Origin of the sequence: Micromonospora sp. NPDC049204 (assembly GCF_040647935.1) — a bacterium.
Lineage (GTDB): Bacteria > Actinomycetota > Actinomycetes > Mycobacteriales > Micromonosporaceae > Micromonospora.
Genome location: NZ_JBEZDC010000002.1, coordinates 461,954 through 487,569, shown reverse-complemented (window position 1 = coordinate 487,569; position 25,616 = coordinate 461,954). Strand labels below are relative to the sequence as shown.

Here is a 25,616-nt window from a genome sequence, read left to right as displayed (position 1 = left end):
GAGTGCCGGGTCAGCGCCGGGCGGCGCGCCGCAGCCGGTCCGCCAGGCCGCGGTCACGTACCTCGATCCGCGTCTCACCGACGAAGACGTCCATCGTTCCGGAGGCGGCGTCGCGCAGGTGCACGACGATCGGCTCGTCGGCACGTCCAGCCGCGCCGGGGGCGTTCTGCGCGGCCGACAGGCCGGGCACGGTGAGCGCGGCGGCACCGAGGGTGGCGGTGGCCGCAGCGGTCAACGTCTGCCGGCGGGTCAGTCGCGGCCACTGCCGCTTCCGCTGATCACTGGTCATGGGCAACCTTTCCGGCGGCGGCGCGGTACGCGCCCGCGGGGACGGACGGGTCCGGCGCCGTCCATCGACGCCGCCGGGCCCCTGAGGGGGGCACCGGCGGCGGTCCTGGCCGCGACCGCCACCGGCATCGCGTGGTACGGCCGGCAGCGGGGAAAGGTTCGACGTCAGGGTCGGGCGTGACCGTACGCAGTCGACCGCTTGCGCGCCGGCCGACCGGCTGCCGTCGCAATGGCCCGCAACTGCTCCTCGGTACGCGCCGACCCGTTGTCGGAGCCGGCCATCCGGGAGATCGTCTCCTCCATCAGCGTGCCGCCCAGGTCGTTGCATCCACCCTGGAGCATCGCGACGGTGCCCTCGTCACCGAGCTTCACCCAGGAGCACTGGATGTTGTCGATCCGCCCGTGCAGCAGCAACCGGGACATGGCGTGCACCACCCGGTTCTCCCGCCAGGTCGGCCCCGGTCGGGCGATTCCCGCCAGATAGATCGGAGCATTGGTGTGCACGAACGGCAGGGCCACGAACTCGGTGAACCCGCCGGTACGGTCCTGCACGCCGGCCAGCACCCGGAAGTGCGCCAGCCACTGCCCGGGGTGGTCAACGTGGCCGTACATCATGGTGGAGCTGGACCGGATGCCCAGCTCGTGGGCGGTGCTGACCACGTCGACCCAGGCGGCGGCCGGGAGTTTTCCCTTGGTCAACACCCAGCGCACGTCGTCGTCGAGGATCTCCGCGGCGGTGCCGGGGATGGTGTCCAGCCCGGCCTCGCGCAGCTGCGTCAACCAGTCGCGCACCGGCACGCCCGCCTTCGCGGCGGCGGTGACGATCTCCATGGGCGAGAAGGCGTGCACGTGCATGTCCGGCACGCGGGCCTTGATCGCGCGCACGATGTCGGCGTACCCGGTGACCGGCATCTTCGGGTCGATGCCACCCTGGAGGCACACCTCGCTGGCCCCGGCCGCCCACGCCTGCTCGGCCCGATCGGCGACCTGGTCGACGGAGAGCCGGTACGCGTCGGCGTCCCGCTCACGCTGGGCGAAGGCACAGAACCGGCAGCCCACGTAGCAGACGTTGCTGAAGTTGATGTTGCGGTTGACCACGTAGGTGACGTCGTCGCCGACGGCGTCGCGCCGGACGTCGTCGGCGAGCCGGCACAACGCGTCGAGCGCCGGCCCGTCCGCCCCGAACAGCGCCAGCGCGGCGTCGGTGTGCCGGGGGTCGAGCAGCGCCGCCGGGTCGTCGGCGGCGAGCGTGAGCCCGGCCGCCAGGTCACGGTCCGCGCCGCTCCCGGCCGCCACCGGGGGTACGCCCGCACGCCGCGCCGTCGCCTCCGGGGTGACCTTGCCGGCGACCTCGGACCAGTCGCCGTAGACGCTGTCGAAGTCGCCGCGCCGGTCCTCGGTGCGGCCGGTGGTGTCGATGGTGGCGTGCAGGTCGACCCGCCCGCCGAACACCTCCTCCGGCTCCTGCCAGGGGTGGCCCTGCGGCAGGGCCGACTCCACCGCCATGCCGGTCGCCGGATCGGCGAGCGCGTCGACGTGCGGCAGCAGTCGCGGGTCGAGCCACGGGTCACCGGCGCGCACGTACTCCGGGTAGATCGTCAGCCGCTCCCGCAGCGTGAACCCGGCCAGCTCGGTGTGCCGGGCCAACTCCTCGATCTGCGGCCACGGGCGTTCCGGGTTGACGTGGTCGGGGGTGAGCGGCGAGACACCGCCCCAGTCGTCGATGCCGGCGCGCAGCAGCAGGTCGTACTCACCGGCGATGAGGTTCGGCGGGGCCTGGATCCGGGCCTTCGGGCCGAGCAGCAGCCGGGCCACCGCCACCGTGGCGGCCAGGTCGTGCAGCTCCGCGTCGGGCATGCCGCGCATCGCCGTGTCCGGCTTGGCGCGGAAATTCTGCACGATCACCTCCTGGAGGTGGCCGTACTCCCGGTGGGTGCGGCGGATCGCGAAGAGCGCGTCGACCCGCTCGGCCGGGGTCTCCCCGATGCCGATGAGGATGCCGGTGGTGAACGGCACTCCGACCCGGCCGGCGTCGTCGAGCACGCGGAGCCGAACCGCCGGCTCCTTGTCCGGTGAGCCGTAGTGCGGGCCGCCCGGCTCGGACCAGAGCCGGGTCGCGGTGGTCTCCAGCATCATGCCCATGCTCGGGGCGACCGGCTTGAGCCGTTGCAGCTCCGACCAGGACAGCACCCCGGGGTTGAGGTGCGGCAGCAGGCCCGTCTCCTCCAACACGGCCACCGCGCAGGCCCGCAGGTAGTCAAGTGTGGAGTCGTAGCCGCGCTCGTCGAGCCAGCTCCGGGCCGCCGGCCAGCGCTCCTCCGGCCGGTCACCGAGCGTGAAGAGGGCCTCCTTGCACCCCTGCTCGGCACCGGCCCGCGCGATGGCGAGCACCTCGTCGCGGTCCAGGAACGGCGCCGGCAGCCGGTGCGGCACGGTGGCGAACGTGCAGTAGTGACAGCGGTCCCGGCACAGCCGGGTCAACGGGATGAAGACCTTCTTCGAGTACGTGACCACGCCCGGCCGCCCCGCGTCACGCAACCCGGCGTCGCGGATCCCACCGGCCACCCGGAGCAACTCGTCGAGGGCGTCCCCCCGGGCCGACAGCAGGGCGGTCGCCTCGTCGACGTCAAGCGCCCGCCCGGTCGCGGCCCGGTGCAGGGCACGCCGCACGCTAGCGTCACTCGGACCGGATTGGGTGCGATCAACCATCCGCTCAGCCTATGCGCAGCGCGAGCCGGCCCGGCCAGTCCCGGCCCGCACCGTGGGAAAGGGCACGGCGGCACCACCCCCGCCCGGTGCTCAGAGAGCCGTTGCCGGAGCAGACTCAGCGCGGCTGGTCCGGATGCTCACCGGGCTTGATCTGCTGGGTACGGTCGGCGTCCGGATCGACCGGGCGGACAACCGCCTGGGTCGGGTCGGCGGACGCCGGTTCGACGGACTGCCGCGGAATGGCCTGGGTCGGGTCGGCCGACGGCGGCTCGACGGGCTGACGCGGAATGGCCTGCGTCGGATCGGCGGACGGCGGCTGCCCGAACGGCGGCTGCCCGAACGGCGACGCGGGCGGCGCGGACTGCGGGGCAGGGTGGGCCGGCGGGGCCGACTGCGGGTACGGCGGGGCCGACTGCGGGTACGGCGGGGCGGACTGCGGGTGCGGCGGGGCCGACTGCGGGGCCTGGAACGGCGGGGACGGCTGGGCGTACTGGCCGCCGTACTGATCCGCCGGGTAACCGCCGGGCTGGCCGGGAGCGGGCCACCCGCCCTGCGGCTGACCACCGGGTTGCCCCGGAGTCGGCCAGCCGGCCTGCTGCTGCGGCCAGCCTGGCTGCGGCTGGCCGTAGACACCGGGCTGCGGCTTGGGCCGCGGCACGTAGTAGTGGGCGCGCCAGATGGTGTAGACGACCCAGGCGGCGACCGCGAAGATCGCCATCCAGGCGATCTGGGTGAGCACACCGAGGAGCGCGTCGAGCACCCTGGTGTCGGCCAGCCGGCCCACCGTCGAGATCAGCATGGTCAGCGTGCCGATCACCGCACTGGCCGCGTACTCACCGAGGGCCACCTGCGTGATCAGCTTGGCCTTCGGCGCCACCGGCGAGATGTGCGTGGCCAGCAGGACGGCCAGCAGCGGGAGGCCCACCGCCACCAGCCCGACGAACGTGCCGAAGGCGTCGCCCGCACGTTCGGTGAAGGAGCCGCCCGGGGTGATCAACCGGAGCAGGCCCACGAAGAGGAGCACGGCGTTGGCGCCGAGCAACGCGAGCGCGGCGAGTTCGCGTAGCGGCTTGGTCAGCTGACGGGCCTGCGCCGCGTCGGCGGACGCGGGCTCGGCGGGGCTGGTCACTAGCTCCCCCTCGGGGCAGGAACGGACAGGGCGCACGTGAGCCTAGTCTCGAGGGCCACCGGCAGATCGAAGGCACCACGTGCGCGAGGATGGTCGTCATGCACATCGTGGTTCTGGCCGGCGGCATCGGCGGCGCCCGGTTCCTGCTCGGCGTCCGGGCGTACGCCCGCGACGTCGGCGCGGAGGTGACCGCCGTGGTCAATGTCGGCGACGACCTGTGGCTGCACGGGTTGAAGATCTGCCCCGACCTGGACAGCGTCATGTACACCCTCGGCGGTGGCGCGGACCCGGAGCGGGGCTGGGGTCGGGTCGGCGAGAGTTGGACGGTCAAGGGCGAGCTGGCCGCGTACGGGGCACAGCCGGACTGGTTCGGTCTCGGCGACAAGGACATCGCCACCCACCTGGTGCGCACCACCATGCTCAACGGCGGTTACCCGTTGAGCGCGGTCACCGAGGCGCTGTCCACCCGTTGGCAGCCGGGCGTGCGTCTACTGCCGGCGACCGACGACCGCCTGGAGACCCACGCTGTCGTGAGCGGGAGGAGTGAGCCTGCGAGCCCCGCACTCGCGAACAGCGCCAGCACCGTGGAGGACGAGCAGGGGCAGCGGGCGATCCACTTCCAGGAGTGGTGGGTACGACACCGGGCCGACATCCGTACCCATCGCTTCGTCTTCGTCGGTGCGGAGACGGCGAAGCCGGCACCCGGGGTGCTGGACGCGATCGGGTCGGCCGACCTGGTGTTGGTCGCCCCCAGCAACCCGGTGGTGAGTATCGCGCCGGTGCTGGCCGTACCGGGGCTGCGGGAGGCGGTGGCGGACGGCCCGGCGCCGGTGGTGGGTGTCTCGCCGATCATCGGCGGTGCTCCGGTGCGGGGGATGGCCGACCGCTGTCTCGCCGTGCTGGGTGCCGAGTGCAGCGCCGCCGGGGTGGGCCGCCTCTACGGGGGCCGGTCGGACGGCGGCCTGCTGGACGGCTGGTTGGTGGCCGACGAGGACGCCGGCACGGTGGTGCCGGGGGTGACGGTCCGCGCGATGCCGCTGCGGATGACCGACGAGGCGGCGACGGTGGCCATGGTCCGCGCCGCGGTGGAGTTGACGTGAGGCTGGAGATCCTGCCGGTGCTCGGCATCGGCCATGTGACCGAGGGTGACGACCTGGCGGCGATGATCGCCACCGCTGCGCCGTGGCTGCGCAACGGGGACGTGCTCGTGGTGACCAGCAAGATCGTCTCGAAGTCGGAGGGGCGGCTGGTCGACGTCCCGGCGGACGGTCCCGAGCGGCTGGCCGCACGGGACGAGATCCTGGCCGCTGAGACCGCCCGGGTGGTCGCCAGCCGGGGGCCGACCCGGATCGTGCAGACCCTGCACGGTTTCGTGATGGCCTCCGCCGGGATCGACGCGTCGAACGTGGACAAGACCCAGCTGGTGCTGCTGCCGGTCGACCCGGACGCGTCGGCACGGGCGCTCCGCGACGCGCTGCGGGAGCGCTACGACCTGGACGTGGCGGTGATCATCAGCGACACGATGGGCCGACCGTGGCGCAACGGGCTCACCGACGTGGCACTGGGTGTGGCCGGAATGCCGGCGATCCGCGACCACCGGGGCGAGGTGGATCCGTACGGCAACGAGCTTCAGTTGACCCAGATGGCCGTGGTGGACGAGCTGGCCGGGGCCGGCGAGCTGATCAAGGGCAAGTGCGACCAGGTCCCCGTCGCGGTCGTTCGGGGCTACCTCGCCGCCACCACCCCGGACGACGCCGGTGGCGCGCGGGCGCTGATCCGCGACGCGGCACAGGATCTCTTCGCGCTCGGCACCGCCGAAGCGCGTGCTGCCGGACTCACCGACGCCGCCACCCTGGCCGATGGTCCCGGTCCGACGCCGGCCGACCTGAGCGCGGTACGACGGGCGATCGACGCGGTCGCCGGGGTGATTGCCCCCGGCACGGTCTTCACGCTCGTCGACGAGGCCGAGGTACGCGCCGGGCTGGTCGCCGAGATGCCCGGCTGGCCGGACGGGGCCGACCTGCTGCTCGGCTCGGCCCCGACACCCGTCGACCCGATCGGCCTGGTTCGCTTCGGTGCCGACCTGCACCGACTGCGCGTCGCCCTGGCTGCCCAGGGCGTCGGGTCGACCCTGTTGCCACCGCCGCCCGGCAGCCCGGCGAGCGCCGCGCTCGCGCTCTGAGCGACGGCCGGGTCGCCCGTCCAGGTTGCCCGGCGCGCGGCGCTCGCGCTCTGAGCGACGGCCGGGTCGCCCGCCCGAGCGGCCCGGCGCGCTCGCGCGGTGGCGAGTCAGGCGTCGAGCATGGCCCGGCCGAGCGGGGTCAACGTGTGCAGCACGCTGTTGCGGTCCCGGTGGCTGACCAGCAGGCCGGCGTTGCGCAGCACCGTGGCGTGTTGGCTCGCCGCCGCCGGTGAGATGTTGAGCCGGCGGGCGACCTCGCCGGTGGTGCAGCCCTCGTCGCTGGCCTGCAACACGGCCGCCCTGGTGCGGCCGAGCAGCGCGGCGAGTGACTCGCGGGCGGCGGCGGACCGGACCGCCCCGCTGCCGTCGGCCGACGCCAACCCGCCCAACCGGTCCACCCGGTAGACGAGCACCGGCGGCAGGGCCGGATCGAGCAGGGCGACAGGCGTGTCCGCACAGAAGAACGACGGCACCAGCAGCAGCCCTCGACCGTCCAGGTGCAGCTCCCGGCTGTGTGGGTAGTTGCGGACCTCAAGCACCCCACCGTCCCAGCGCATGGCCGGCCGGAGGCTGTTGAGCAGGCCCTCGATGCCGCCGTCGAGCAGCGCCCTGGCCCGGTGCGCCCGGTCCGCCGCGACCGCCGACTGGATGCGGGTCCAGTACGGGTTGATCGCCAACGACCGGTACTGGACCATCGAGTCGGCGAGGTGGTGCAGCACCGCCACCTCGCCCCGGGCCAGCGCGGCGGCCGAGGGCGGCAGCTGGTTCTCGGTGGCGAGCACGCTCAGGTCCCGTTGCAGCATGCCGGTCGGGGTGCTGCGGAGCGCTTCCAGCCCGGCCTCGAAGCCGTCCACGCTGGCGTACGGGGTGAGGAAGTCCGGGAAGTAGCCGCGCGGCGGGCTCAACGCGAAGAGCAACCGGAGTTGCTCGGAGGCGGCGTCGTGACGCAGGCCTCGGGAGACGGTGCGCCGCCAGTGTGCCGTCAACGGGTCGCGGTTGCGGCTCTGCAACGCGTGCAGGCTGAGGACCAGCTCCCAGACCGGGTCCGCCGCCGGCGCCACCCGAGTCCGGAGGATGTCCTCCCCGGAAAAGTGGATCTTCAGCATGGAGCGCTCCAGTGTCGCCAGCAGGGGGATGCCGGGTGACCGTTTGACTCTACCCGGACGGCACTAATCTCCATCTTTAAGCCTGGGCTGAAAAACCTCGACGTCGCCGGAGCGGTTCGCCATGCTTCCAGTGCCCGAACACCGTGCCGGTGCGTCCTCGATGCGCCGGCCCCCGGGGCACCGGGTCTGGGGAGGCCCCGGTGATCGGGCGGCACCACGAGGGTCTGCGGCCCTTGCTCCGCAGAGGTGCCGTCCGGTCACCAAGCCTCGCCACATCACGCGCTCGGCTCAACCAACCCAGAGCGCGACCCGGTGATCCTCGTCCGTGACGTAGAACGGTCGCCCGTCCACCTCGGCCAGCCCTTCCACGTGGTGGAACGGCGCCAGGTCCCGCACCGGCTCCCCGACCAGCCGGGACGCGTCGGCCGACCCAGCGGGCGGGAGGCGGAAGCGGACGTGCCGAGACGTGACGTCACCGCCGCCCGGATGGTCGTCGAGCAGCACCGACCCCTTACCCAGCGCGTCGATCGAGCCGATCACCGCCGCGTACCCGCCGTCCGGCGTCGGGGTGATCGCGCGGAACCCGGTCAGCTTCCCCGGCGGGGTGACCCCGGTCAACGCGTACGCGCGCAACGCCCCCGGCCACGCCGGCTCCGCCCCGAACATGGCCGGCACACCGGCGATCTCCACCAGGATCGGCTCACCGGCGTCGGTGACCGGGAACCGCAGCCCGAGCAGGACCGTCCCGGCCGGGGTGAAGGCGGCCGCCTCCACGTTCAACGGCAGGTCGCCCGGGGCCAGCCGGCTCACCCAGCGCTTCTCCCGCGCGGTCCCCCGCGCCAGCGTCTCCACGATGAACCGCGCCCGCACCCGCTCCCCGGGCGGCAACAGGGTCAACGGCGACCCGGCGAGAGCGTCGTTCACCGCCCGGTGCAGCCGGAACGAGTTGCGCACCACGTGCACCGGCACCAGCCCGGTCGCCGCGTCGTCCTCCCGGAAGCGGGCCACGAAGGCGCGTCGGGGCCGCAGCGGGCCAGCCTTCGAGCCGAAGTGGGAGCCGAAGACGTACACCCAGCCGTCGTGGTGGGCGAGCGCCTCGCCATCCTCGGTCCGCCCGTTCTCCGGACCCGCGTCGGCGAGCACGTGCCGGGCCGTCCACCCGCCGTCCTCGCGTTCCAGCAGCAACGCCAGGCAGCGCTCGACCGGCCCCTCGTCCAGCACGGTCCAGAAGCCCCGCCGGGCGCCGTACGCGCGCAGCAGCGCCGTCGACCGCACCGGCAGCAGATCGCTTGCCTCGTTGCCGGCTACCACGAATTCGACGAGTCGCAGGGTCATCGCGCCAGCGTACGGAGCGCCCGCTCGTACAGTGTCGGGGTGCCCGACACCCCGATCACCGCCCATCCGACCGACCCCGAGGCGTACGCGGCGCTGCACGCCGACGCCACCGCGCTGCTCGAAGACTGGCAGCCCACCAGCCCGGGGGCGGCCACCGCGAGGGACCGCACCCTCACGTTGCTCGACGCCGGCCCGATCGCGATGAGTCGGCCGCACCGACCCGGGCACGTCACCGCGAGCGCGCTGGTGCTGGACGCCACCGGCTCGCGGGTACTGCTCTGCCTGCACGTCAAGTTCGGGCGTTGGGTGCAGCTCGGCGGGCACTGCGAGCCGACCGACCAGACCCTGGTCGCCGCCGCGCTCCGCGAGGCCACCGAGGAGTCCGGCATCGCCGACCTGCGCATCGACCCGGTGCCGATCGACGTCGACGTGCACGAGGTGCTCTGCCAGGGCGGCTCACGCCACTACGACGTCCGGTTCGCCGTGGTCGCGCCTCCCGGTGCGGTCGAGCAGGTCAGCGACGAGGCCGAGCAGTTGGGCTGGTTTCCGCCGGCCCAGCTGCCCGAGCCGCTGGCCGGCGGGACCGTGCAACTGCTCGCACCGGGCCTGGCGGCCCTCAGACGTAGCCCTCTTCGCCGCGCGCCTTGAGCTCGTCGACCAGGGCCTTGACGCCCTGGGCCTGATCGCGCGGGCAGACCAGCACCGCGTCCGGGGTGTCCACCACGATCAGGTCGCGCAGCCCGAGGACAGCCACCAACCGACCGGACTGCGGCACCACCACCAGGTTGGTGCTGTCCCGCAGGAGCACCCCTGGCTTGGCGTCGGTGCCGAGCACCACGTTGCCCGCCTCGTCGGCCGGCAGCACCTCACCCAGGGTGTGGAAGTCGCCGACGTCGTTCCAACCGAAGTCGCCCGGCACGGTCGCGACCCGACCCGCGGTGGCCGCGCCCTCCATCACCGCGTAGTCCACGGAGATCTTCGGCAGAGTCGGCCAGATCGCGCCGAGCACCTCGTCCTGCTCGGGGGTGCCCCAGGCGGCGGCGATCGCGGCCACGCCAGCGTGCAACGCCGGCTGCTGGCGGGCCAACTCGGCGAGGAAGACATCCACCCGCCACACGAACATGCTCGCGTTCCACAGGTGCCGGCCGGAACGGACGTACGCCTCGGCGACCTCCGCGCCCGGCTTCTCCTTGAACTCGGTCACCGGCCGCCACGGAGCGCCGTCGGTCTCCTCGCCGGTCTCCAGGTAGCCGTAGCCGGTCTCCGGACGGGTCGGGGTGATCCCGACCGTCATCAGCATCCCCTGCTCGGCCCCCCGGACCGCCTCCTGGACCGTGCGCACCCAGCTCCCCGGGTCGCCGATCAGGTGGTCGGCCGCGAAGCTGCCCATCACCGCGTCCGGGTCGCGCACCGCGATCACCGCGGCGGCCAGCGCGATCGCCGCGCAGGAATCCCGAGGGGAGGGCTCGACCAGGATATTCTCCTCCGGCAGACCGGTCAGCTGCCGAGCCACCGCCGCGACGTGCGCGGCACCGGTGACCACCAGGGTCCGATCCGGTGTGGTCAGCGGCGCGAGCCGCTCCACGGTCGCCTGGAGCAGCGAGGAACTGGTGCCGGTCAGCGGGTGGAGGAACTTGGGGTGGCCGGCGCGGGACAACGGCCACAGTCTCGTGCCGCTGCCACCTGCCGGAATTACCGCATAAAGCATCCGCACATCATGCCCGACGTACCTACTGGCAGTGGCACGGGTCACCACCAGGCACCCGAGCTCAGGAGCGGGCGCGACTCCAGGCGGCGATGTGCACCTCGGCGCTGGACTCCCAGGTGAATTCCTTGGCCCGGTCGAAACCCGCCTTCGCCAGGGACAGCCGCCGCTGCTCGTCGTCGAGCAGCGCGGCCAGGTCGGTGCCGATCTGCTCCGCGTCCTCCGAGGTGTACGCGACCGCGTCACCGCCCACCTCGGGCAGCGAGAGCCGGGGCGTGGTCAGCACCGGGGCGGCGCACGCCATGGCCTCCAGGATCGGCAGCCCGAACCCCTCGCCGTAGGACGGGTAGGCGGCGACCAGTGCGCCACCGAGGAAGCCGGGCAGGTCGGCGTAGCGCAGGTAGCCGGGGCGCAGCAGGCGCAGGTGCGACGGAACCTCGGCCACCGCCCGGTCGATGTCGTCGTCGTGCCCCTGCCCACCGGCGATCACCAGGGCCGGCGGCTCGGCCCGGTCGGACACCGCGCGGGCCCAACCACGGATCAGGTTGGGCACGTTCTTTCGCGGCTCCTTGGCGCCGAGGAAGGCGACATAGCTGCTGTTGCCCAGCCCCAGCCGGGCGCGGACGCGGGCCTTCTCCTCCTCGGTGGGGGCGTGGAAGGCCTGCTGGTCGACACCGTGGTAGGCCACGTCGATCCGCGTCGGATCGGCGTCGAGCAGCCGGATCAGCTCGTCCCGGGTGGCCTTGCTGGGCACGATCACCCGGTTGGCGCGGCGCAGCGACGTCTTGATGGCGCTGCGGAAGAACGTGCGGCGGGACTTGTCGTAGTGCTCCGGCTCGGTGAAGAACGTCGCGTCGTGCACGGTGACGGTGACCGGGCACCCGGCCCGCAGCGGGCAGGTGTAGAAGGGCGAATGCAGCACGTCGGCGCTCACCTGCTGGGCGAGCAGCGGCAGGCCTGTCTGCTCCCACGCGAGCCGGGCCGGGCGGTGCGCCACGGCGGCCGGAGCTGGGATGATCTCCGCGCCGGGCAGCATCCGGGTGTAACGCTCCAGGTCGGTGCGGAGGCTGACCACCGCCAGATCCACCCCCGACCCGCACACCTTGCCGAGGGCACCGAGCAGACCGTCGACGTATCGACCGACGCCACCACGGTCGGTGGGGACACTCGTGGCGTCGATGAGCACGCGGGGCGGGCGACCGGCGGTCACGGGGCGACTCCTTGCACTGGCGGGTCTGTGGGGAACAACACTCCGGGGGTCAAGCCTACGCCGGAGCGCGGGGCCGACGCTGACTGCGACCCGACGGTTTGCCGAGTTGTCATCGTCTTCGAGTACGGCCCAGAGGGGCGTATCGTTCGCGCCGATGGCCGACAACATTGCCCGGGTGTTCGCCGACGCGATCGCGACCGACCCGACCCGACCGCTCCTCACCTGGTACGACGATGCCAGCGGTGACCGCACCGAACTATCCGGCGCCACCCTGGCGAACTGGGTGGCGAAGACCGCCAACCTGCTCGTCGACGAGGTCGGCCTCGCACCGGGCACTCCGGGCGGGGTGCTGTTGCCGCCCCACTGGCAGACCGCGGCGGTGCTGCTGGGCTGCTGGTCGGCCAAGCTGAGCGTCGTCGACACACCGGGCGACGTCGACGTGCTCTTCGCCGCCGCCGACCGGCTCGACGAGGCGCAGTCCTGGTCGGCCGACGAGCGGTACGCCCTCGGGCTGGCTCCACTGGCCGCCCCGCTCCGGCAGGTGCCGCCCGGGTTCGCCGACTACGTGGTCGAGGTACGCCGGCACGGCGACCACTTCCGCCCGCAGCCGGGGCCGGGCCCCACCGACGAGCACCTGCTGGCCCGCGCCGAGGCCCGCGCCACCGAGCTGGGCATCGAGGCCGGTGCCCGGGTCCTCGTCGACGCCGCCCGTTACCCGGACCCGGTGGACTGGCTGCTGGCCCCGCTGACCCGGGCCGCCACGGTGGTCCTCAACGCCAACCTGGACCCCACCCGCCTGGCAGGCCGCCAGACCACGGAAAAGGTCACCCAAACCCTCCAGTAACCCCGCCGCCCACTGCTCACCCCGCCCCACCCCGCCCCGCCCCGCCCCGCCCCGCCCCGTCGATCATGGAGTTGTGGTGGGCAACTGCTGCACCTATGCCCCTTTTGCGAGGCACCACAACTCCTTGATCGACGCGGGCGGGGGGGTGGGCGGCGGGGTTGGCGGGGGGTGGGCTGCGGGGTTGGCGGGAGGGCGGGCTGTTAGGGGGTGGGGGTGCGGGACTGGGCCAGGGCGGCGAAGGCGTTCAGGGACTCGGGGTTGGCCAGGGCGCCCTTGGCCGCCGCCTGGTCTACCGGGGTGCCGGTCAGGATCTTCTTGACCGGGACCTCCAGCTTCTTCGCGGACAGGGTGCGGGGCACCGCGCGTACCTGGTGGATCTCGTCGGGCACGTGCCGGGGCGACAGGGCGGTGCGCAGCTCGCGGCAGATCTTCTTCCGCAGGTCGTCGTCCAGGCTCAGACCCTCGGCCAGCACCACGAAGAGCAGCAGCTCACCGGCGCCACCCTCGTCGTCCTCCAGGTGCACGACGACCGAGTCGAGCACCTCGTCGAGCCCTTCGACCACGGAGTAGAACTCGGCGGTGCCCAACCGCACCCCGCCCCGGTTGAGGGTGGCGTCGGAGCGGCCGGTGATCACGCAACCTCCCCGCTCGTTGATGGTGATCCAGTCCCCGTGCCGCCAGACGCCCGGGTAGACGTCGAAGTACGCCTCGGAGTAACGGACACCGTCCGGGTCGTTCCAGAAACCCACGGGCATGCTCGGCATCGGTTCGGTGATCACCAGTTCGCCCAGCTCGCCGATGACCGGGGTCCCGTCGGCGGAACGGGCCTCCACCTTCGCGCCCAACGCCCGGCAGGCGAGCTCGCCCGCGTACACCGGCAGCAGTGGCACCCCGCCCACGAAGCCGGTGCACACGTCGGTGCCGCCGGAGAGCGACTGGAGCTGCACCCGGTCGCTCACCGTCTCGTACACCCAGTGGAAGCCCTCGGCGGGCAGCGGCGCACCGGTCGAGCCGACGCCGCGCAGCGCCGACAGGTCGGCGACCTCGCGGGGCACCAGCTGAGCCTTGCGGCAGGCCAGCAGGAAGGGCGCGGAGGTGCCGAAGTACGTGGTGCCGGTCTCCGCCGCCAGCCGCCACAGCCCACCGAGGTCAGGGTGGGCCGGATTGCCGTCGAAGAGCACGATCGTCGCGCCCACCGCCGGACCGGAGACCAGGAAGTTCCACATCATCCAGCCGGTGGTGGTGAACCAGAAGAACCGGTCGGCCGGACCCAGGTCGTGGTGCAGGGCGAGCATCTTCAGGTGCTCCAGCAGGATGCCGCCGTGACCGTGCACGATCGGCTTGGGCAGCCCGGTGGTGCCCGAGGAGTAGAGCACGTACAGCGGGTGGTCGAACGGCACCGGCGTGAACGTCAACGGCTCGTCGGTCGGCGCGGCCAGTTCCTCCCAGCCCAGCGCATCCTCGGGCGCGGAGCCCGTGGGGTCGAGGTAGCCGATGGAGACGGTGTGCCGCAGCGACGGCAGGGCGGCCCGGATCGCGGCGACCTCCGCGCGCCGGTCCACCGCCTTGTCGCCGTACCGGTAGCCGTCCACGGCGACCAGCACTGTCGGCTCGATCTGCTGCCAGCGGTCGGTGACGCTGCGGGTCCCGAACTCCGGCGCGCAGGACGAGAAGATCGCGCCCAGGCTGGCGGTGGCCAGCAGGAGGACGTACGTCTCGGCGATGTTCGGGGCGTACGCCGCCACCCGGTCACCGGCGGTGACGCCGAGCCGGCGCAGCCCGGCCGACACCCGGCGGACCTGCTCGCGCAACTCCCCGGCGGTCAGCGTGACAGGTGCGCGGGTCTGCCCGTGCGCGATCACCACCGGGTCGTCGTCGGCGCGACCCGGCATCCGCAGCACGTTCTCCGCGTAGTTGAGCGTGGCACCGGGGAACCAACGGGCACCGGGCATGCCCCGCTCGGCCAGGGTGGCGGTCGGCGGGGTGTGCGCGATCACCTCGAAGTGGTCCCAGATCGAGCGCCAGAACCCGTCCAGGTCGGTGGTGGACCAGCGCCACAGTGCGTCGTAGTCGGCGAAGTCCAGCCCACGGTGCTCCCGCAGCCAGCGCAGATAGCCACCGATCCGGGACCGCTCCAGTACGTCCGCCGGCGGCGTCCACAGCATCTCACCCACTGCCCCACCCTCCCCTGGCCTCGCACGACACTGTGCCTGGGCCGTGGCGCCATCTTGCCCTACCTCGAAGCGCCATTCTGCGCACCGGGTCCGGCAACCGATGCGTGCCCACCCCACACTCCAACCCGGCGCCCCATGTGGGTCAGCCGGCGCGGTGGGCCTGGATGGCACGGCGCCGGGCGAGGCGGTGCGCGCGACGGATCTCGGCCTCCTTGTACCGGCGCTCGTCCTCCGCCGTCTCCGGCAACACCGGACGGACCGTCCGGGGGGCCCCGCCCACGTCGACGCCGACGAAGACCAGGTACGCCGTGGCGACCCGGACCGGCGCGTCCTCGGCCGAGTCCCACCGCTCGGCGACCACCCGCACGCCCACCTCCATCGAGGTCTGGCCGGTCCAGTTCACCTGCGCGTGTGCGTGCACGAGGTCACCGACCCGGACCGCCTCGGAGAAGACGATCTCGTCGATCGCCGCGGTCACGGCCGTTCCCCCGCTGTGCCGGGCAGCGGCGGCACCCGCCACGTCGTCGACGAACTTCATCAGAACCCCGCCGTGCACGGTGCCGTAGAGGTTCACGTCCACGGCAGTCATAATCTTGCTCAGCGTGACGCGCGAGTACGACGTCGGCTTGCCGACCGGTGCGGCGGAGAGGTGCTCAGTCATGCCGAAAACGGTACGGTGCGCGGATGCGACATCTCTGGAGCTTCCTCGCCGGGCTGGTGGTGGCGCCCATCACCTGGGTGCTCGTCACACTGGGGCAGGACGGGTCGAGCCGGACGGTCGACCGCTGGGTGGAGACCGGCACGTTCAACACCGCCAACCTGATCGAGCCAGCCGTGTACCTCGGTGTCGGCGGCGTCCTGCTGGGCCTGCTGGCCACGCTGCGCTTCTCGCCGCTCGGTCCGCTGGTGGCCGGATTGCTGCTGGTCACCCCGTACATCGGGATGTTCGTGGCGCCCTTCGCGGTACGGGACGCGATCCCGTACGAGTGGAAGGTGGCCGGCGATCCGTTGCCGCTGCGGCTGCCCGTGGAGAACGGCACACTCTTCCTGATCGGCCTGCTGCTGCTGATGGCGACCTTCAGCGTGCAGCGTTGGCGGCAGTGGCCGCGCCCCGCCACCGAGCCGGCCGTGGCGCCGGTGTCCGCGCCGGGCGCCGGCCCGCGCGACGACGACTTCACGCTCACCGACTGGCCGTCCCACACCACCCCGGAGCGCGACACCGCCCCGCTCACTCTGGGTTACCCGGCCGAGTCGACACCGACCGAGCCGTTGCCGCGCCGGGTGGGTGGCGAGTCGCCCTGGTCCGCCCCGCCGCGCGGCCAGCCGCGCCCGGAGGACAACACCACGGAGATTCGCTGATCGTCGGGCGGGCCGGGCAACCGGCCCGCCCGATTTCTAGTGCACGGCGACCGCCAGGTCCGGGTCGACGGTGCCGAGGTCGGCGCGGGGCACGACGAGGAGCATGACGATCAGCGCGGCGGCCATGCCGCCCGCGATGACGATCGCCATCGGTACGCTCCCGGCGCCGAACAGGCCCGCCAGCGGCGCCGAGAGGGCGCCGACACCGAACTGCACGGCACCGAGCAGCGCGGCGGCGGTACCGGCGGCCGCACTGTGCCGGCTCATGGCCAGCGCCGGAGCGTTCGGCAGGGCCAGGCCCGCCGCGGCCAGGACCAGCCACAGCGACGCGAGCAAAGTGCCCAGGCCACCGAAGCCGGTGGCCGCGAACATGACGAGCAGGAGGCCGGCCGCTGTTCCCGCGATGAGCGCGCTGACCAGGATCTGCTGCGGGGTGTAGCGGCGCAGCAGCCGGACGTTGAACTGGGTGGCCGCGATCAGGCCGACGGCACCGGCCCCGAAGGCCAGGCCGAACTGCTGCTCGTCGAGGCCGTACTCCCGTTGGAGCACGAACGACGACCCCGCGACGTACGCGAACAGGGCCGCCATCGCCAGCCCGGCGACCAGCACCAACCCGACGAACGCCCGGTCGTTGAGCAGCCCCCGGTAGTCGCGCAGGGTGGCACCGATCCCTCCGTGCCGCCGACGCGCCACCGGGAGGGTCTCCGGGAGCCGCCGCGCCGCCACGACGATCAGCAACGCGCCCAACACCGCCAGCGCCGCGAAGACGCCCCGCCAGTCGGTCCAGCTGAGCAGGCCGCTGCCCAGGGTCGGCGCGAGGATGGGGGCCAGGCCCATGACGAGCATCAGCCGGGAGAAGATCCGGGCGAACGACGCGCCACTGAACAGGTCGCGGACGACGGCGGTCGCGACCACGGTGGCGGCCGCGACGCCCAGCCCCTGCAGGACACGCAGCGCGCCGAGCACGGCGATGGTGGGCGCGAAGACGCACAGCACGGAGGCCACGATGTGCGCGGCCAGCCCGGCCAGCAGCGGCACCCGCCGTCCGACCACATCGGAGAGCGGCCCGATCAGCAACTGGCCCAGCGCCAGGCCGACAAGCGTGCCGGTCAGCGTCAACTGCACGGCGGTCTCGGTGGTCTGCAACCCGGCCGTGATGGCGGGCAGCGCGGGCAGGTACATGTCGATGGTCAACGGCCCGATGGCGATCAACGCACCGAGCACGAGGACGAGTTGCGCTCGCTGACGGTTGGTCATCAGGTCACCGGGCAGCACCTCCCCGGTCGTGGGCGGGGGTGCCGTGCGAGTGCCCGGTTCGGTCTGGTCCACCAACTGCTTCATCATCTCGGTCTCTCTGCGGAAGCTTCTACGTCGTTACGGCGTCAGCGCGTCCGCAACTGCCGGGCGTGTGTCGGCAACGCCCGCAGCCCGTACGACGTTCCCGCTGTGGGGGGCATCACGCCGCGTCGGCCCGATCCGAGTACGGAAGAAATGTGACCGGGGTCACCGTCGGGCCAGAACCGAAGTGGAGGGTCGCATCGTCTTGCCTGTCGTGAGACGAAGTCTGGACGGACTCGACGAGGGTGAGTTGCTTCGCCGCGTCGCCCGCGGCGACCGGCGTGCCTTCGACGCACTGTACCGGCGTACCGCCCCGTGGCTGACCACGCGGCTCCGTCGGCGGTGCGCCGACGAGGACGTGGTGGCCGAGGTGTTGCAGGAGACGTACCTGGCGGTGTGGCGGTCGGCCGGCAGCCAGGCGCAGTCCGCGGGCTCCGGCAGCGCGGTGGGCTGGTTGTGGACGATCGCCGCGCACCGGCTTGTCGACGCGTTCCGCCACCGGGCCCGGCGGGAGCGGATTCCGTCGGTGCAGACCTACGACGCCGTGGCTCCGGCGGCCGAGGAGGAGGCGCTCGCTGGTGGGTTGGACGCCAACCTGGAACAGGCCCTGCAGGCACTGCCGGCGGAGCTGCGTCAGGTGCTGCGCGCGATGGTCCTCGACGGGTTGACCGTGCGGGAGACCTCGCTGCTGCTCGGCATGCCGGAAGGAACCGTGAAGACCCGCGCGCGGCGGGCCCGGATCGCGCTGCGGGAGGCGCTGTCATGACCACTCATCCCACCAAGACGATGATCTCCGAGTACGCCTCGGGTGGTCACGGCGTCGACGACACGACCAGCTGGGCGGTCGAGGCGCACCTGGAGTCCTGCGCCGCCTGCCGGGCGGTCCTGGCCGACGCGGTCGACCCCGCCACCCGTGACCTGCTGGACCGGGTGGCCGACGGCATCGCCACCGGAATCGCCACCGGCCCTGCTCCGGTGCGCCGGCGGCGACTGCGGCGGACCGGGGTCGCCGGGCGGATCCTGCCGTGGCTGGCCACCGCCGCCGGCCTGATGCTGGCCGCGGTGCTCTTCGAGACGACCTTCGACAACCTGCCGTCGCTGGTGCTGCTCATCGCGCCGATGGCACCGCTGCTACCGGTGGCCGCGCTCTGGAGCCGGCGACTCGATCCGGCCTGGGAGCTGATGGCGACCATGCCGCGTACCGGGTTGGCACTGCTGCTGCGCCGCACGTTGGCGGTCCTGGTGGCGGTCATCCCGGTGCTGGCCGTGGCGGGCTGGGGCACCGGGCACTCCCCGGGTCTCTGGCTGCTGCCGGCGCTGGGCTTCACCGCCGGGGCGCTGGCGCTGGGCGGACTGGTGGGGGTGGACCGCGCCGCCGCCGTACTGGCCCTCACCTGGTCCGCGGGTGTCGTGACGCCGAGTCTGGCCGGCGGGCGGCTCCCGGCCGTCCTCGCGGACAGCAGCTCGCCCTGGTGGGCCGCCAGCACCGTGGCGCTGGTGGCCGTGGTGCTCGTCCGGGCCCGGCGACGTCCGCTCGGAGAACCTCCCCACACGTCGTGACCAGCTGACAACACGAACCACAGACCGAATGGAGACGTCATGATGCGTATCGTCAGCGCGGCGGAGACCAGACCGTCCACCCATCCGTGGGCGGTGCGAACCGAGGAGTTGCAGGTCCGAGCCGGACGACACCTGGCGGTCAACGGGCTGGACCTGGCGTTGGGCACCGGCGTGCACGGGTTGCTCGGCCCCAACGGCGCCGGCAAGACGACGTTGATGCGAGCGCTCGCCACGGTGGTGAAGCCCGCCGGTGGCCGGTTGAGCCTGCTCGGCGAGGACATCACCGCCAAGGCGGACCTCCGTCGGGTCCGGCGTGGCCTGGGCTACCTGCCGCAGCACTTCGGCTTCTACCCGCGCTTCACCGTCCGGGAGTTCGTCGAATACATGGCCTGGCTCAAGGAGATGCCGAAGACGGTCATCCCGGGCGCGGTGCAACGGGCCGTCGAACGGGTCGGCCTCGCCGACCGCGCCGACTCCCGGATGAAGACGCTCTCCGGCGGGATGCTGCGCCGCGCCGGCATCGCCCAGGCGATCGTCAACGATCCGGAGGTGCTGCTGCTCGACGAGCCGACGGTCGGCCTGGACCCGGAGCAGCGCCTCGACTTCCGCGAGCTGTTGCGCGAGATCGGTCTGGACAGCTGCGTGCTCGTCTCCACCCACCTGGTCGAGGACGTCGCGGTGGCCTGCACCGACGTGGTGCTGGTCCACGAGGGTCGCCTGGTGTGGCAGGGCACCACCGGGCAACTGGCCCAGCAGGGCGGCGCGGACGATGCGGGCGACAGCGCCACCGAACGTGGCTACTCGGCGCTGCTGCGCTCCCACCGTGGGCAGGTGCCGGCATGACCGGGCGCATCCTGCGCATCGAGCTACGCCGGTCGGCGGCGCTGGGCGTCGCGCTGCTGTTGCTGGTGACTGGCGTGCCGTTGCTGCTCACGTCCACCCAGTTCTTCGCCGGCCGGTGGATGCAACTGGCGGTCATCGCCCGGTCGATACTCGTGGTGCTGCTGCCGCTGGCGCTCGCCGGTGGGGCGTGGCTGGGTCGACGCGACGCCCGGCACCGGGTCGGCGAGTTGTTCACCAGCACCGCTCGACCCCGGTGGCACCGCACCACGGTGACCGCCAGCGCGCTCGCGATCACGGTGGTGGCCGCGTACATCCTGGTGTGTCTCGTCGCGGCCGGCTGGGTGGTGCCGACGGCGCACTACTTCCCGGGCGCCACCATCGTCGTCGCCGCCGTCGGTGTTCCGGCCCTGATCGCCGCCGGCTGGCTCGGCATGACCGCCGGTCGGGCCGTACCCCGGGTGATCACCGCACCCGTCGTCGCGGTGGCCGGGTTCGCCCTGCTCGGGCTCGTCCCCGAACTCGTGGCGCAGCCCGACCCCGACCTGGCGGCCTTCCGGCCCGAACCATCGGCGCTGCTGCTCATCCCGGTCATCAACGAACTCGACGGCTTCCAGACGATCATGCCGCGGGTCAGCGCGCTCCAGACGCTGTGGCTGGTGGCGCTCGCCGCCACCGGACTGCTGCTGCTGGGCACGGTCCGCCGCCGAGCCACCGCGCTGGCCGTCCTCCCGGCGGTGCTCGGCGCCGCGGTGGCCGTACCGCTCCTGCCCATCGGCGGCACGCGCGGGGCGGCGGTCGTCGACCCGGCCGCCATCGAGCTGGTCTGTGACAACGCCGGCCCGCAGGTCTGCGTGACGCGGGTACACGCCGAGCTGCTGCCCGACGTCGTCGGCCCGGCCCGCCAGGCTCTCGCCATGATGGCGGCCAAGTTGCCCAACGCACCCGTCCGGGCGGTGCAGACCCAGCAGGTCACCTACTGGGCGCGGCTGGACCCGCGAGCGGCACCGGCACCGCACTCCGCCGACACGATCGTCTTCGATACCCCCTCGTTCGACCGCCTCGGCCGCGCCGACCTGTCCGGCGACTACTTCCTGCCGTCCCTGCTCGAGGCCGCCTGGCAGCAGGAGTGCGCCGAACAGTCGATTCAGGGCGACGAGTACCGGGCCCGGATCGTCGCCGCCGCCTGGCTGACCGGCCGACCACCGGCCCCGACCGGATGGGACCCCACGGAGGTGGAGCGGCTGGTGGGCGCGTACCAGGCGCTGGTGAGTCTCCCGGAGGCCGAGCAGCGGCGTCGGATGGCGGCGGCACGCGAGGCGGCACTGGCCTGCCAGGGCGACGGCCTCGTGGCGGTCCTGCCCGAGGGCCAGCCGTGAGGTGGCTTCAGCTCCACCTCCGCTCCCGCCGGGTCCCCCTCGCGCTGACCACCGCGACCGCGCTCATCACGGTGGCGTGGGCCCTGTCGCTGGCCTATACCGACTCGACGACCATCAACACCCGCACGGCCAGCCTCGTCATCATGCTGGCGGTGGTCGCGGCCGGCACCACCCTCGGCGGCGCCGACGACGCCCTCGACCGCACCGCGGCGGTCAACTGGCCGCTGCGACGCGCCGGGCACCTGCTGCTCGCCGTCGCCACGATCACCGCCCTGCTGGCCCTCAGCACGGTCACCGACGCGCACTACGAACCGTTCAGCCTGATGCTGCGCAACACCGCCGGGCTCCTCGGGCTCACCGCCCTCGGTGCCGCCCTGTTCGGTGCCGCCCTGTCGTGGATCTGCCCGCTGACCTGGACCCTCATCGCGGTCCTGCCGCTGCTGGGTCCGAGCGGGGACCTGCGGGTACAGGTCGCCGGATGGCTGATCCAACCCGCCGGCACCACCGCCGCCACCGTCTGCGCCGCCACCCTGGCGGTGGTCGGTCTGCTCGCGTACGCGCTGCGTGGCGGCCCGCTGCGGCCCGCCGTGGAGATGTCCCTCGACAGGTGACGGGCCGCCTCGCCGGGTCGATCGCGAGCGGGCGGCGGGTGGGGACCGATGCCGGTCCCCACCCGCCGCCCCAGCTCACCGCAGGCCGAAGGCCCGGGTGATGCGCTGCTCCACGCTGTTGCCCCGGGCGTCCCGGGCCGTGGCGCGCAGGGTGACGAAACCTGCCGTACGCGGGGCGTCGATCCGCGTACGCCAACCGTCACCCTTGTGCTGGAGGTTGGCGTGGTGCCAGCTCGCACCGTCGTCGTAGGACACGTCCAGCGTCACCGTCCGGATGGCGGACGCCTCGGTCGCCGTCGGCAGGTGCAGTGCGGTGACGGTGAGGTCGGCGTTGCGCTTCGCCCTGCCGTCGACATCGGTGTCGACGGCGTAGTCGAGCTGGATCAGGGACGGTTCCCACGCCAGGACGCCAGGTTTGATCCGGGCGGAGGTGAAGCCCCATTCCGTCCTGGTGGCGGTGGAGTACGGGCCGGCCCAGCCGTCCCGCCTGTTGTCCGACACGAGTCGGTACGGCAGCGGCTCCGGGCTGAGGACGCTGCTGCTCATCATCGGGTGGAAACGATCGGCCTCGCCGACGAGCGTGTCGCCCTGGTAGAGCCGAAGGCTGTTGTCGACGGCCATGTTGCCGGAGGTGCTGCCCTCGTGCGCGGTGCCCGAGTCGCCCCAGCCGGGGATCAGTGCGGAGATCGCGTCACCGTCCCCCCGGAAGACGGTGTTGGTGGTCAGCAGCCGAGGCCGTTGCACCGGGCCGAACCACCGCTCCTGCTGGACCGAACCGGCCCGATAGGTGGTGGGCGCCGTCTGCTGGGACTGCTCGTCCGGCACCGCGACGTTCGTGGTCCACCGCGTCCCGGCGCTGACCCAGTCGGTGCGGTCGCCGCGCGCCGCGACCTCGTGGTAGTCGAGGCCGCTCATCGATCCCGACGCGGTGAGGCCGTTGCGCGTCTCCACCGCCCGGCCGGGACGCCAGTTGCACAGGGACATGTCGACCCGGGCCAGTTCACGCTTGGTGACCCGCTGGGCGAGGTCCGCCGGGATGGCACCGACGTAGTCGCGGATCAGGTCGTAGACGTACTCGGTGGTCGGGTGGGAGGTGACGTCGAGCCGGACCCGCTTCTCGCGCGTGATCCGGGTGATCAACTGCTCACCCTCGTCCTGGGTGAGGGTGGCCACGGTGACCGGCGGCGGGTCCTGGGGCACCCACACCGAACCCGGCCACGCCGCGAGGCGCCCGGCGCCGTCGTTCACCACGAGCAGGAGACGAGCGCCGGCGGCCGCCGCCGCCGCGGCCTGCCTCTCCACGGGTACGGCGTCGTTGCGGCGTACCACGGCGGCCTTGCCACGGGCGTTCAGCGTGGCGTAGCCGCTGCTGTCCCCGTCGCCGGCGAACACCGCGTCGAGGTGCTGATCACCGCGGGGCAGCGGCGTCGCGGCCCGCTGCACCCGAAGGTCGTCGTAGTCACGGCCGTCGTCCGTCACCGTCACCGCGGGCTGCACCGTGCGCCACTGGGTGCTGAAGCTGAACGTACCCGTCGTGACCCCACGGTCGCTGGGCAGCACCCAGACGCTGTCGTGCGCGGGATCCAGGAGCCAGCCGTCGGTCCAGACGTTGCCGCCGAATCCGCGGGACACCTCGATGCGGGCGCCGTCCAGGGTCGACTCCTGCGGCGTGGTCACCGAGACCCGGCGGGCCTTGGTGGCGTCGAACGCGACGGTGCGGTCCTGGTCGAGGGTGATCTCCGGTACCGGCAGCACGGCGAGCCCGCGCGAGTTCGGCCCGTTCGCGCCCTCGACCTCGGTCCTGAGCCACGCCGCGTACGTGCCGGCGGGAAGCCGCAGCTCCAGGGTGCCACTGGCGTCGATCTGCTGCTGGAGGACGGTGTTGTCCTGCCCGAGCAGGAGGAGGTCTCCGCCTGTCGGTCTGCCACCCCGGTCCTTGGCCGTGAAGGTGAGGCGGTGGCGTACGCCCTCCCGGCCGATGGCGAGCGCGGTGCGGGTGCGGACCGCGCCGGAGGCATCGGTGGCGGTGAGGAAGCCCGCGAGGGGGTTGTCGGCCGGTACGCGGTCGAAGTCCGTGGCCACGGTCACCGAGGTGACGCCGCGCGCCGGGACGGTGATCTGCCGGGACGACAGGGTGAAGAGGTTATTCGGGGCACCGTCGACGGTCGCGGCGAGGTCGAGGGTGACAGCGTTGTCACTGAGGTTGCGATAACTGACCTCCCGTTCGACCGTGCCCTCGGGGGCGGTCGGCCACTCGGGGTACCCGAAGTCGGCGCTGGTGCTGGCGACGACGGACGCGCCCGTGGTCGCGGCGATGTCCAGTCGACCGTTGCCGCCCTGGTACGGGTTGAGGCCGGCGAGCGGCTTCGCGGTGCTGACCAGAGCTTCCTTGAGCTGCTTCCCGCTGAAGTCGGGATGTTGGGCGGCCAGCAGCGCGGCGGCGCCGGCGACGTGCGGGGTGGCCATCGAGGTGCCGTCGCCGAGGCGGTACCAGCCTTCGCCGGCGGAGGCCTGCGAGCGGGCGGCCAGGACGCCGACACCGGGCGCGGTGAGGTCGGGCTTGAGGGCCCGGTCGCCGATCCGCGGACCCTGGCTGGAGAAGTCGGCGAGGGTGTCGTTGCCGTCGACGGCGCCGACGGTCAGCGCGGCGTCCGCACTGCCGGGGCTGCCGATCGTGTACTGACTGGGACCGGTGTTTCCGGCCGCGACGACGAACAGCGCGCCGGTCTCTTCGCTCAGCTCGTTGAGCGCCACACTCATCGGGTCGGTGCCGTCGGTGGGGTCGGCCCCGAGGCTCATGTTGACGATCTTGGCGTGCTGCTCGCGGACGGCCCACTCCATGCCGCTGATGATCCAGGAGTCCTGGCCGGAGTTGTTGTCGCCGAGGACCTTGCCGACGTGCAGCCGTACGCCCGGGGCGACGCCCTTCTCCGTGCCGCCCGAGGCCGCGCCGGTGCCGGCGATCGTGGAGGCGACGTGCGTACCGTGGCCGAAGACGTCCCTGACCGTCTCGCCGGGAACGAAGGACTCGGTGGCGGCGATCTGGCCGGCGAAGTCCGGGTGGCTGACGTCGATGCCGGTGTCCAGGACGGCGACGTCGACGCCCTTGCCGGTGTTCCCGGACGCCCAGACCTGCGGGGCACCGACCTGCGCGGTGCTGTCGGCGAGGTCGGCCTCGACCTTGCCGTCCAGCCAGATCTTCGCGATGCCGCCGCGGAGAGCGGGCCGCCCGCCGGTGGAACGGGCGGTCGCCTCCCCGCCGCCGGTGATCGACGACCAGAAGGTCTCCGATCGGTCGACGTTCAGGGCGGCGCCCTGGATGCTGTCCAGCCGACGAACGTCGCGGGCGCCCGCGGGCGCCGAGGCGCTACGGGAACGGGCGGCGGCAGCGGTGTAGGTGACGATCAGCGGAAGGTGGTCGCGCCGCGCGTCGTCGTAGCCGTCCGCCAGCAACTCCGAGAGATTGAACAGTTGCTTGTCGAGCAGCCCGGCGCCCACGTACGCCAGCACGCCGTGCGGGTAGACGTAGGTGTCCCCTCCCACCCGGGACGAGGTGAACCCGGTCAGCCGTCCCTCGGCGTCTCGCACCTGTGGGCTGAGACTTCCGTCGGCCGACCGGGTGGCGGTGACCTTCTCCCCGGTGATCAGGGTGACGGTGGGGGTGGTCGCGGGAGCCGGGGGTGCGGCAGACGCGTGGGCGGATGGGGCCGAGGGGGCAGCGGGGCCGGGTGCGGCCAGGGCGGGCGACGGGGCGAGCACCGCGAGCGCGGTGCACAGCGCTATCGGCAGTCGTCCGCGCAGACGTGGAGGTAGCAATACGATTCCTCAAGTTGATCAACACAGGAAA

General features: G+C 72.8%; 21 protein-coding genes. 10 read left to right on the top strand and 11 right to left on the bottom strand.

Features of this window, described 5'->3' with window-relative positions; genetic code table 11:
* Nucleotides 1-10: 10 nt before the first annotated feature.
* The 3 genes from AB0A90_RS05255 to AB0A90_RS05245 all read right to left on the bottom strand — a co-directional run bounded on the left by AB0A90_RS05255 (nt 11) and on the right by AB0A90_RS05245 (nt 4,126).
* The gene (locus AB0A90_RS05255; RefSeq protein WP_357241910.1) at nt 11-289 is read right to left on the bottom strand and encodes a hypothetical protein; all 279 of its coding nucleotides are present in this window, start codon (nt 287-289) and stop codon (nt 11-13) included.
* Nucleotides 290-453: 164 nt separating this feature from the next.
* Nucleotides 454-2,997: a bifunctional FO biosynthesis protein CofGH gene (locus tag AB0A90_RS05250; protein ID WP_357241907.1), complete on the bottom strand. Its 2,544-nt coding sequence runs from the start codon at nt 2,995-2,997 to the stop codon at nt 454-456.
* Nucleotides 2,998-3,112: 115 nt separating this feature from the next.
* On the bottom strand, nt 3,113-4,126 hold the full coding sequence (locus tag AB0A90_RS05245) for a hypothetical protein (RefSeq protein WP_357241905.1): 1,014 nt from the start codon (nt 4,124-4,126) through the stop codon (nt 3,113-3,115).
* Between the two features lie 98 nt (nt 4,127-4,224).
* Here AB0A90_RS05245 and cofD point away from each other — a divergent pair, with 98 nt between their 5' ends.
* Entirely contained in the window at nt 4,225-5,226 is a 1,002-nt protein-coding gene (cofD, locus tag AB0A90_RS05240; protein ID WP_357241902.1) for a 2-phospho-L-lactate transferase, read from the top strand.
* A complete protein-coding gene (locus AB0A90_RS05235) occupies nt 5,223-6,308 on the top strand; it encodes a coenzyme F420-0:L-glutamate ligase (protein WP_357241899.1) in 1,086 nt (361 codons plus the stop codon). Before cofD ends, AB0A90_RS05235 begins: the two co-directional genes overlap by 4 nt.
* Before the next feature lie 107 nt (nt 6,309-6,415).
* On the opposite strand, the gene AB0A90_RS05230 is transcribed toward AB0A90_RS05235, so the two are convergent.
* Nucleotides 6,416-7,414: a winged helix-turn-helix domain-containing protein gene (locus AB0A90_RS05230; protein WP_357241896.1), complete on the bottom strand. Its 999-nt coding sequence runs from the start codon at nt 7,412-7,414 to the stop codon at nt 6,416-6,418.
* 288 nt (nt 7,415-7,702) lie between these two features.
* Nucleotides 7,703-8,749: a hypothetical protein gene (locus AB0A90_RS05225; protein WP_357241893.1), complete on the bottom strand. Its 1,047-nt coding sequence runs from the start codon at nt 8,747-8,749 to the stop codon at nt 7,703-7,705.
* A 39-nt stretch (nt 8,750-8,788) separates the two neighbouring features.
* On the opposite strand from AB0A90_RS05225, the gene AB0A90_RS05220 reads away from it, so the two are divergent.
* Nucleotides 8,789-9,397: an NUDIX domain-containing protein gene (locus tag AB0A90_RS05220; protein WP_357241890.1), complete on the top strand. Its 609-nt coding sequence runs from the start codon at nt 8,789-8,791 to the stop codon at nt 9,395-9,397.
* On the opposite strand, the gene AB0A90_RS05215 is transcribed toward AB0A90_RS05220, so the two are convergent.
* Both AB0A90_RS05215 and AB0A90_RS05210 read right to left on the bottom strand, forming a co-directional pair.
* A complete protein-coding gene (locus AB0A90_RS05215) occupies nt 9,366-10,457 on the bottom strand; it encodes a sugar phosphate nucleotidyltransferase (protein WP_357241887.1) in 1,092 nt (363 codons plus the stop codon). The two genes, AB0A90_RS05220 and AB0A90_RS05215, sit on opposite strands and share 32 nt — an antisense overlap.
* A 61-nt stretch (nt 10,458-10,518) precedes the next feature.
* A complete protein-coding gene (locus tag AB0A90_RS05210; protein WP_357241883.1) occupies nt 10,519-11,664 on the bottom strand; it encodes a glycosyltransferase family 1 protein in 1,146 nt (381 codons plus the stop codon).
* Between the two features lie 154 nt (nt 11,665-11,818).
* Between AB0A90_RS05210 and AB0A90_RS05205 the strand changes: the two genes are divergently transcribed.
* Entirely contained in the window at nt 11,819-12,508 is a 690-nt protein-coding gene (locus AB0A90_RS05205; protein WP_357241880.1) for a TIGR03089 family protein, read from the top strand.
* Between the two features lie 200 nt (nt 12,509-12,708).
* Here the strand turns inward: AB0A90_RS05205 and AB0A90_RS05200 are convergent, their stop codons facing one another.
* Both AB0A90_RS05200 and AB0A90_RS05195 read right to left on the bottom strand, forming a co-directional pair.
* Nucleotides 12,709-14,682: an acetoacetate--CoA ligase gene (locus AB0A90_RS05200; RefSeq protein WP_357241877.1), complete on the bottom strand. Its 1,974-nt coding sequence runs from the start codon at nt 14,680-14,682 to the stop codon at nt 12,709-12,711.
* Between the two features lie 142 nt (nt 14,683-14,824).
* Entirely contained in the window at nt 14,825-15,343 is a 519-nt protein-coding gene (locus AB0A90_RS05195; protein ID WP_357241874.1) for a hotdog domain-containing protein, read from the bottom strand.
* A gap of 23 nt (nt 15,344-15,366) precedes the next feature.
* Here AB0A90_RS05195 and AB0A90_RS05190 point away from each other — a divergent pair, with 23 nt between their 5' ends.
* The gene (locus tag AB0A90_RS05190; protein ID WP_357241871.1) at nt 15,367-16,041 is read left to right on the top strand and encodes a hypothetical protein; all 675 of its coding nucleotides are present in this window, start codon (nt 15,367-15,369) and stop codon (nt 16,039-16,041) included.
* Nucleotides 16,042-16,077: 36 nt separating this feature from the next.
* Here AB0A90_RS05190 and AB0A90_RS05185 read toward each other — a convergent pair whose 3' ends face one another.
* The gene (locus tag AB0A90_RS05185) at nt 16,078-17,298 is read right to left on the bottom strand and encodes a multidrug effflux MFS transporter (RefSeq protein WP_357242419.1); all 1,221 of its coding nucleotides are present in this window, start codon (nt 17,296-17,298) and stop codon (nt 16,078-16,080) included.
* A 295-nt stretch (nt 17,299-17,593) separates the two neighbouring features.
* On the opposite strand from AB0A90_RS05185, the gene AB0A90_RS05180 reads away from it, so the two are divergent.
* The 5 genes from AB0A90_RS05180 to AB0A90_RS05160 are packed head-to-tail and all read left to right on the top strand — an operon-like array spanning nt 17,594 to nt 21,769.
* Nucleotides 17,594-18,145 (top strand): RNA polymerase sigma factor, encoded by a 552-nt coding sequence (locus AB0A90_RS05180; RefSeq protein WP_357241868.1) that lies wholly within the window; start codon nt 17,594-17,596, stop codon nt 18,143-18,145.
* Nucleotides 18,142-18,939, top strand: a complete 798-nt coding sequence (locus AB0A90_RS05175; protein WP_357241865.1) for a zf-HC2 domain-containing protein — start codon at nt 18,142-18,144, stop codon at nt 18,937-18,939. Before AB0A90_RS05180 ends, AB0A90_RS05175 begins: the two co-directional genes overlap by 4 nt.
* A gap of 42 nt (nt 18,940-18,981) precedes the next feature.
* The gene (locus AB0A90_RS05170; protein ID WP_357242416.1) at nt 18,982-19,782 is read left to right on the top strand and encodes an ABC transporter ATP-binding protein; all 801 of its coding nucleotides are present in this window, start codon (nt 18,982-18,984) and stop codon (nt 19,780-19,782) included.
* Nucleotides 19,779-21,158: a hypothetical protein gene (locus tag AB0A90_RS05165; protein WP_357241862.1), complete on the top strand. Its 1,380-nt coding sequence runs from the start codon at nt 19,779-19,781 to the stop codon at nt 21,156-21,158. Before AB0A90_RS05170 ends, AB0A90_RS05165 begins: the two co-directional genes overlap by 4 nt.
* On the top strand, nt 21,155-21,769 hold the full coding sequence (locus AB0A90_RS05160; RefSeq protein WP_357241859.1) for a hypothetical protein: 615 nt from the start codon (nt 21,155-21,157) through the stop codon (nt 21,767-21,769). Before AB0A90_RS05165 ends, AB0A90_RS05160 begins: the two co-directional genes overlap by 4 nt.
* A gap of 75 nt (nt 21,770-21,844) precedes the next feature.
* Here AB0A90_RS05160 and AB0A90_RS05155 read toward each other — a convergent pair whose 3' ends face one another.
* A complete protein-coding gene (locus AB0A90_RS05155; RefSeq protein WP_357241856.1) occupies nt 21,845-25,585 on the bottom strand; it encodes a S8 family serine peptidase in 3,741 nt (1,246 codons plus the stop codon).
* Nucleotides 25,586-25,616 lie beyond the last annotated feature (31 nt).

Coding starts and splice junctions, on each gene's coding strand:
- AB0A90_RS05255 (WP_357241910.1), bottom strand. CDS start 289: ATGACCAGTGATCAGCGGAAGCGGCAGTGGCCGCGACTGACCCGCCGG.
- AB0A90_RS05250 (WP_357241907.1), bottom strand. CDS start 2,997: ATGGTTGATCGCACCCAATCCGGTCCGAGTGACGCTAGCGTGCGGCGT.
- cofD (WP_357241902.1), top strand. CDS start 4,225: ATGCACATCGTGGTTCTGGCCGGCGGCATCGGCGGCGCCCGGTTCCTG.
- AB0A90_RS05230 (WP_357241896.1), bottom strand. CDS start 7,414: ATGCTGAAGATCCACTTTTCCGGGGAGGACATCCTCCGGACTCGGGTG.
- AB0A90_RS05225 (WP_357241893.1), bottom strand. CDS start 8,749: ATGACCCTGCGACTCGTCGAATTCGTGGTAGCCGGCAACGAGGCAAGC.
- AB0A90_RS05215 (WP_357241887.1), bottom strand. CDS start 10,457: ATGCTTTATGCGGTAATTCCGGCAGGTGGCAGCGGCACGAGACTGTGG.
- AB0A90_RS05205 (WP_357241880.1), top strand. CDS start 11,819: ATGGCCGACAACATTGCCCGGGTGTTCGCCGACGCGATCGCGACCGAC.
- AB0A90_RS05195 (WP_357241874.1), bottom strand. CDS start 15,343: ATGACTGAGCACCTCTCCGCCGCACCGGTCGGCAAGCCGACGTCGTAC.
- AB0A90_RS05190 (WP_357241871.1), top strand. CDS start 15,367: ATGCGACATCTCTGGAGCTTCCTCGCCGGGCTGGTGGTGGCGCCCATC.
- AB0A90_RS05185 (WP_357242419.1), bottom strand. CDS start 17,298: ATGACCAACCGTCAGCGAGCGCAACTCGTCCTCGTGCTCGGTGCGTTG.
- AB0A90_RS05175 (WP_357241865.1), top strand. CDS start 18,142: ATGACCACTCATCCCACCAAGACGATGATCTCCGAGTACGCCTCGGGT.
- AB0A90_RS05170 (WP_357242416.1), top strand. CDS start 18,982: ATGCGTATCGTCAGCGCGGCGGAGACCAGACCGTCCACCCATCCGTGG.
- AB0A90_RS05165 (WP_357241862.1), top strand. CDS start 19,779: ATGACCGGGCGCATCCTGCGCATCGAGCTACGCCGGTCGGCGGCGCTG.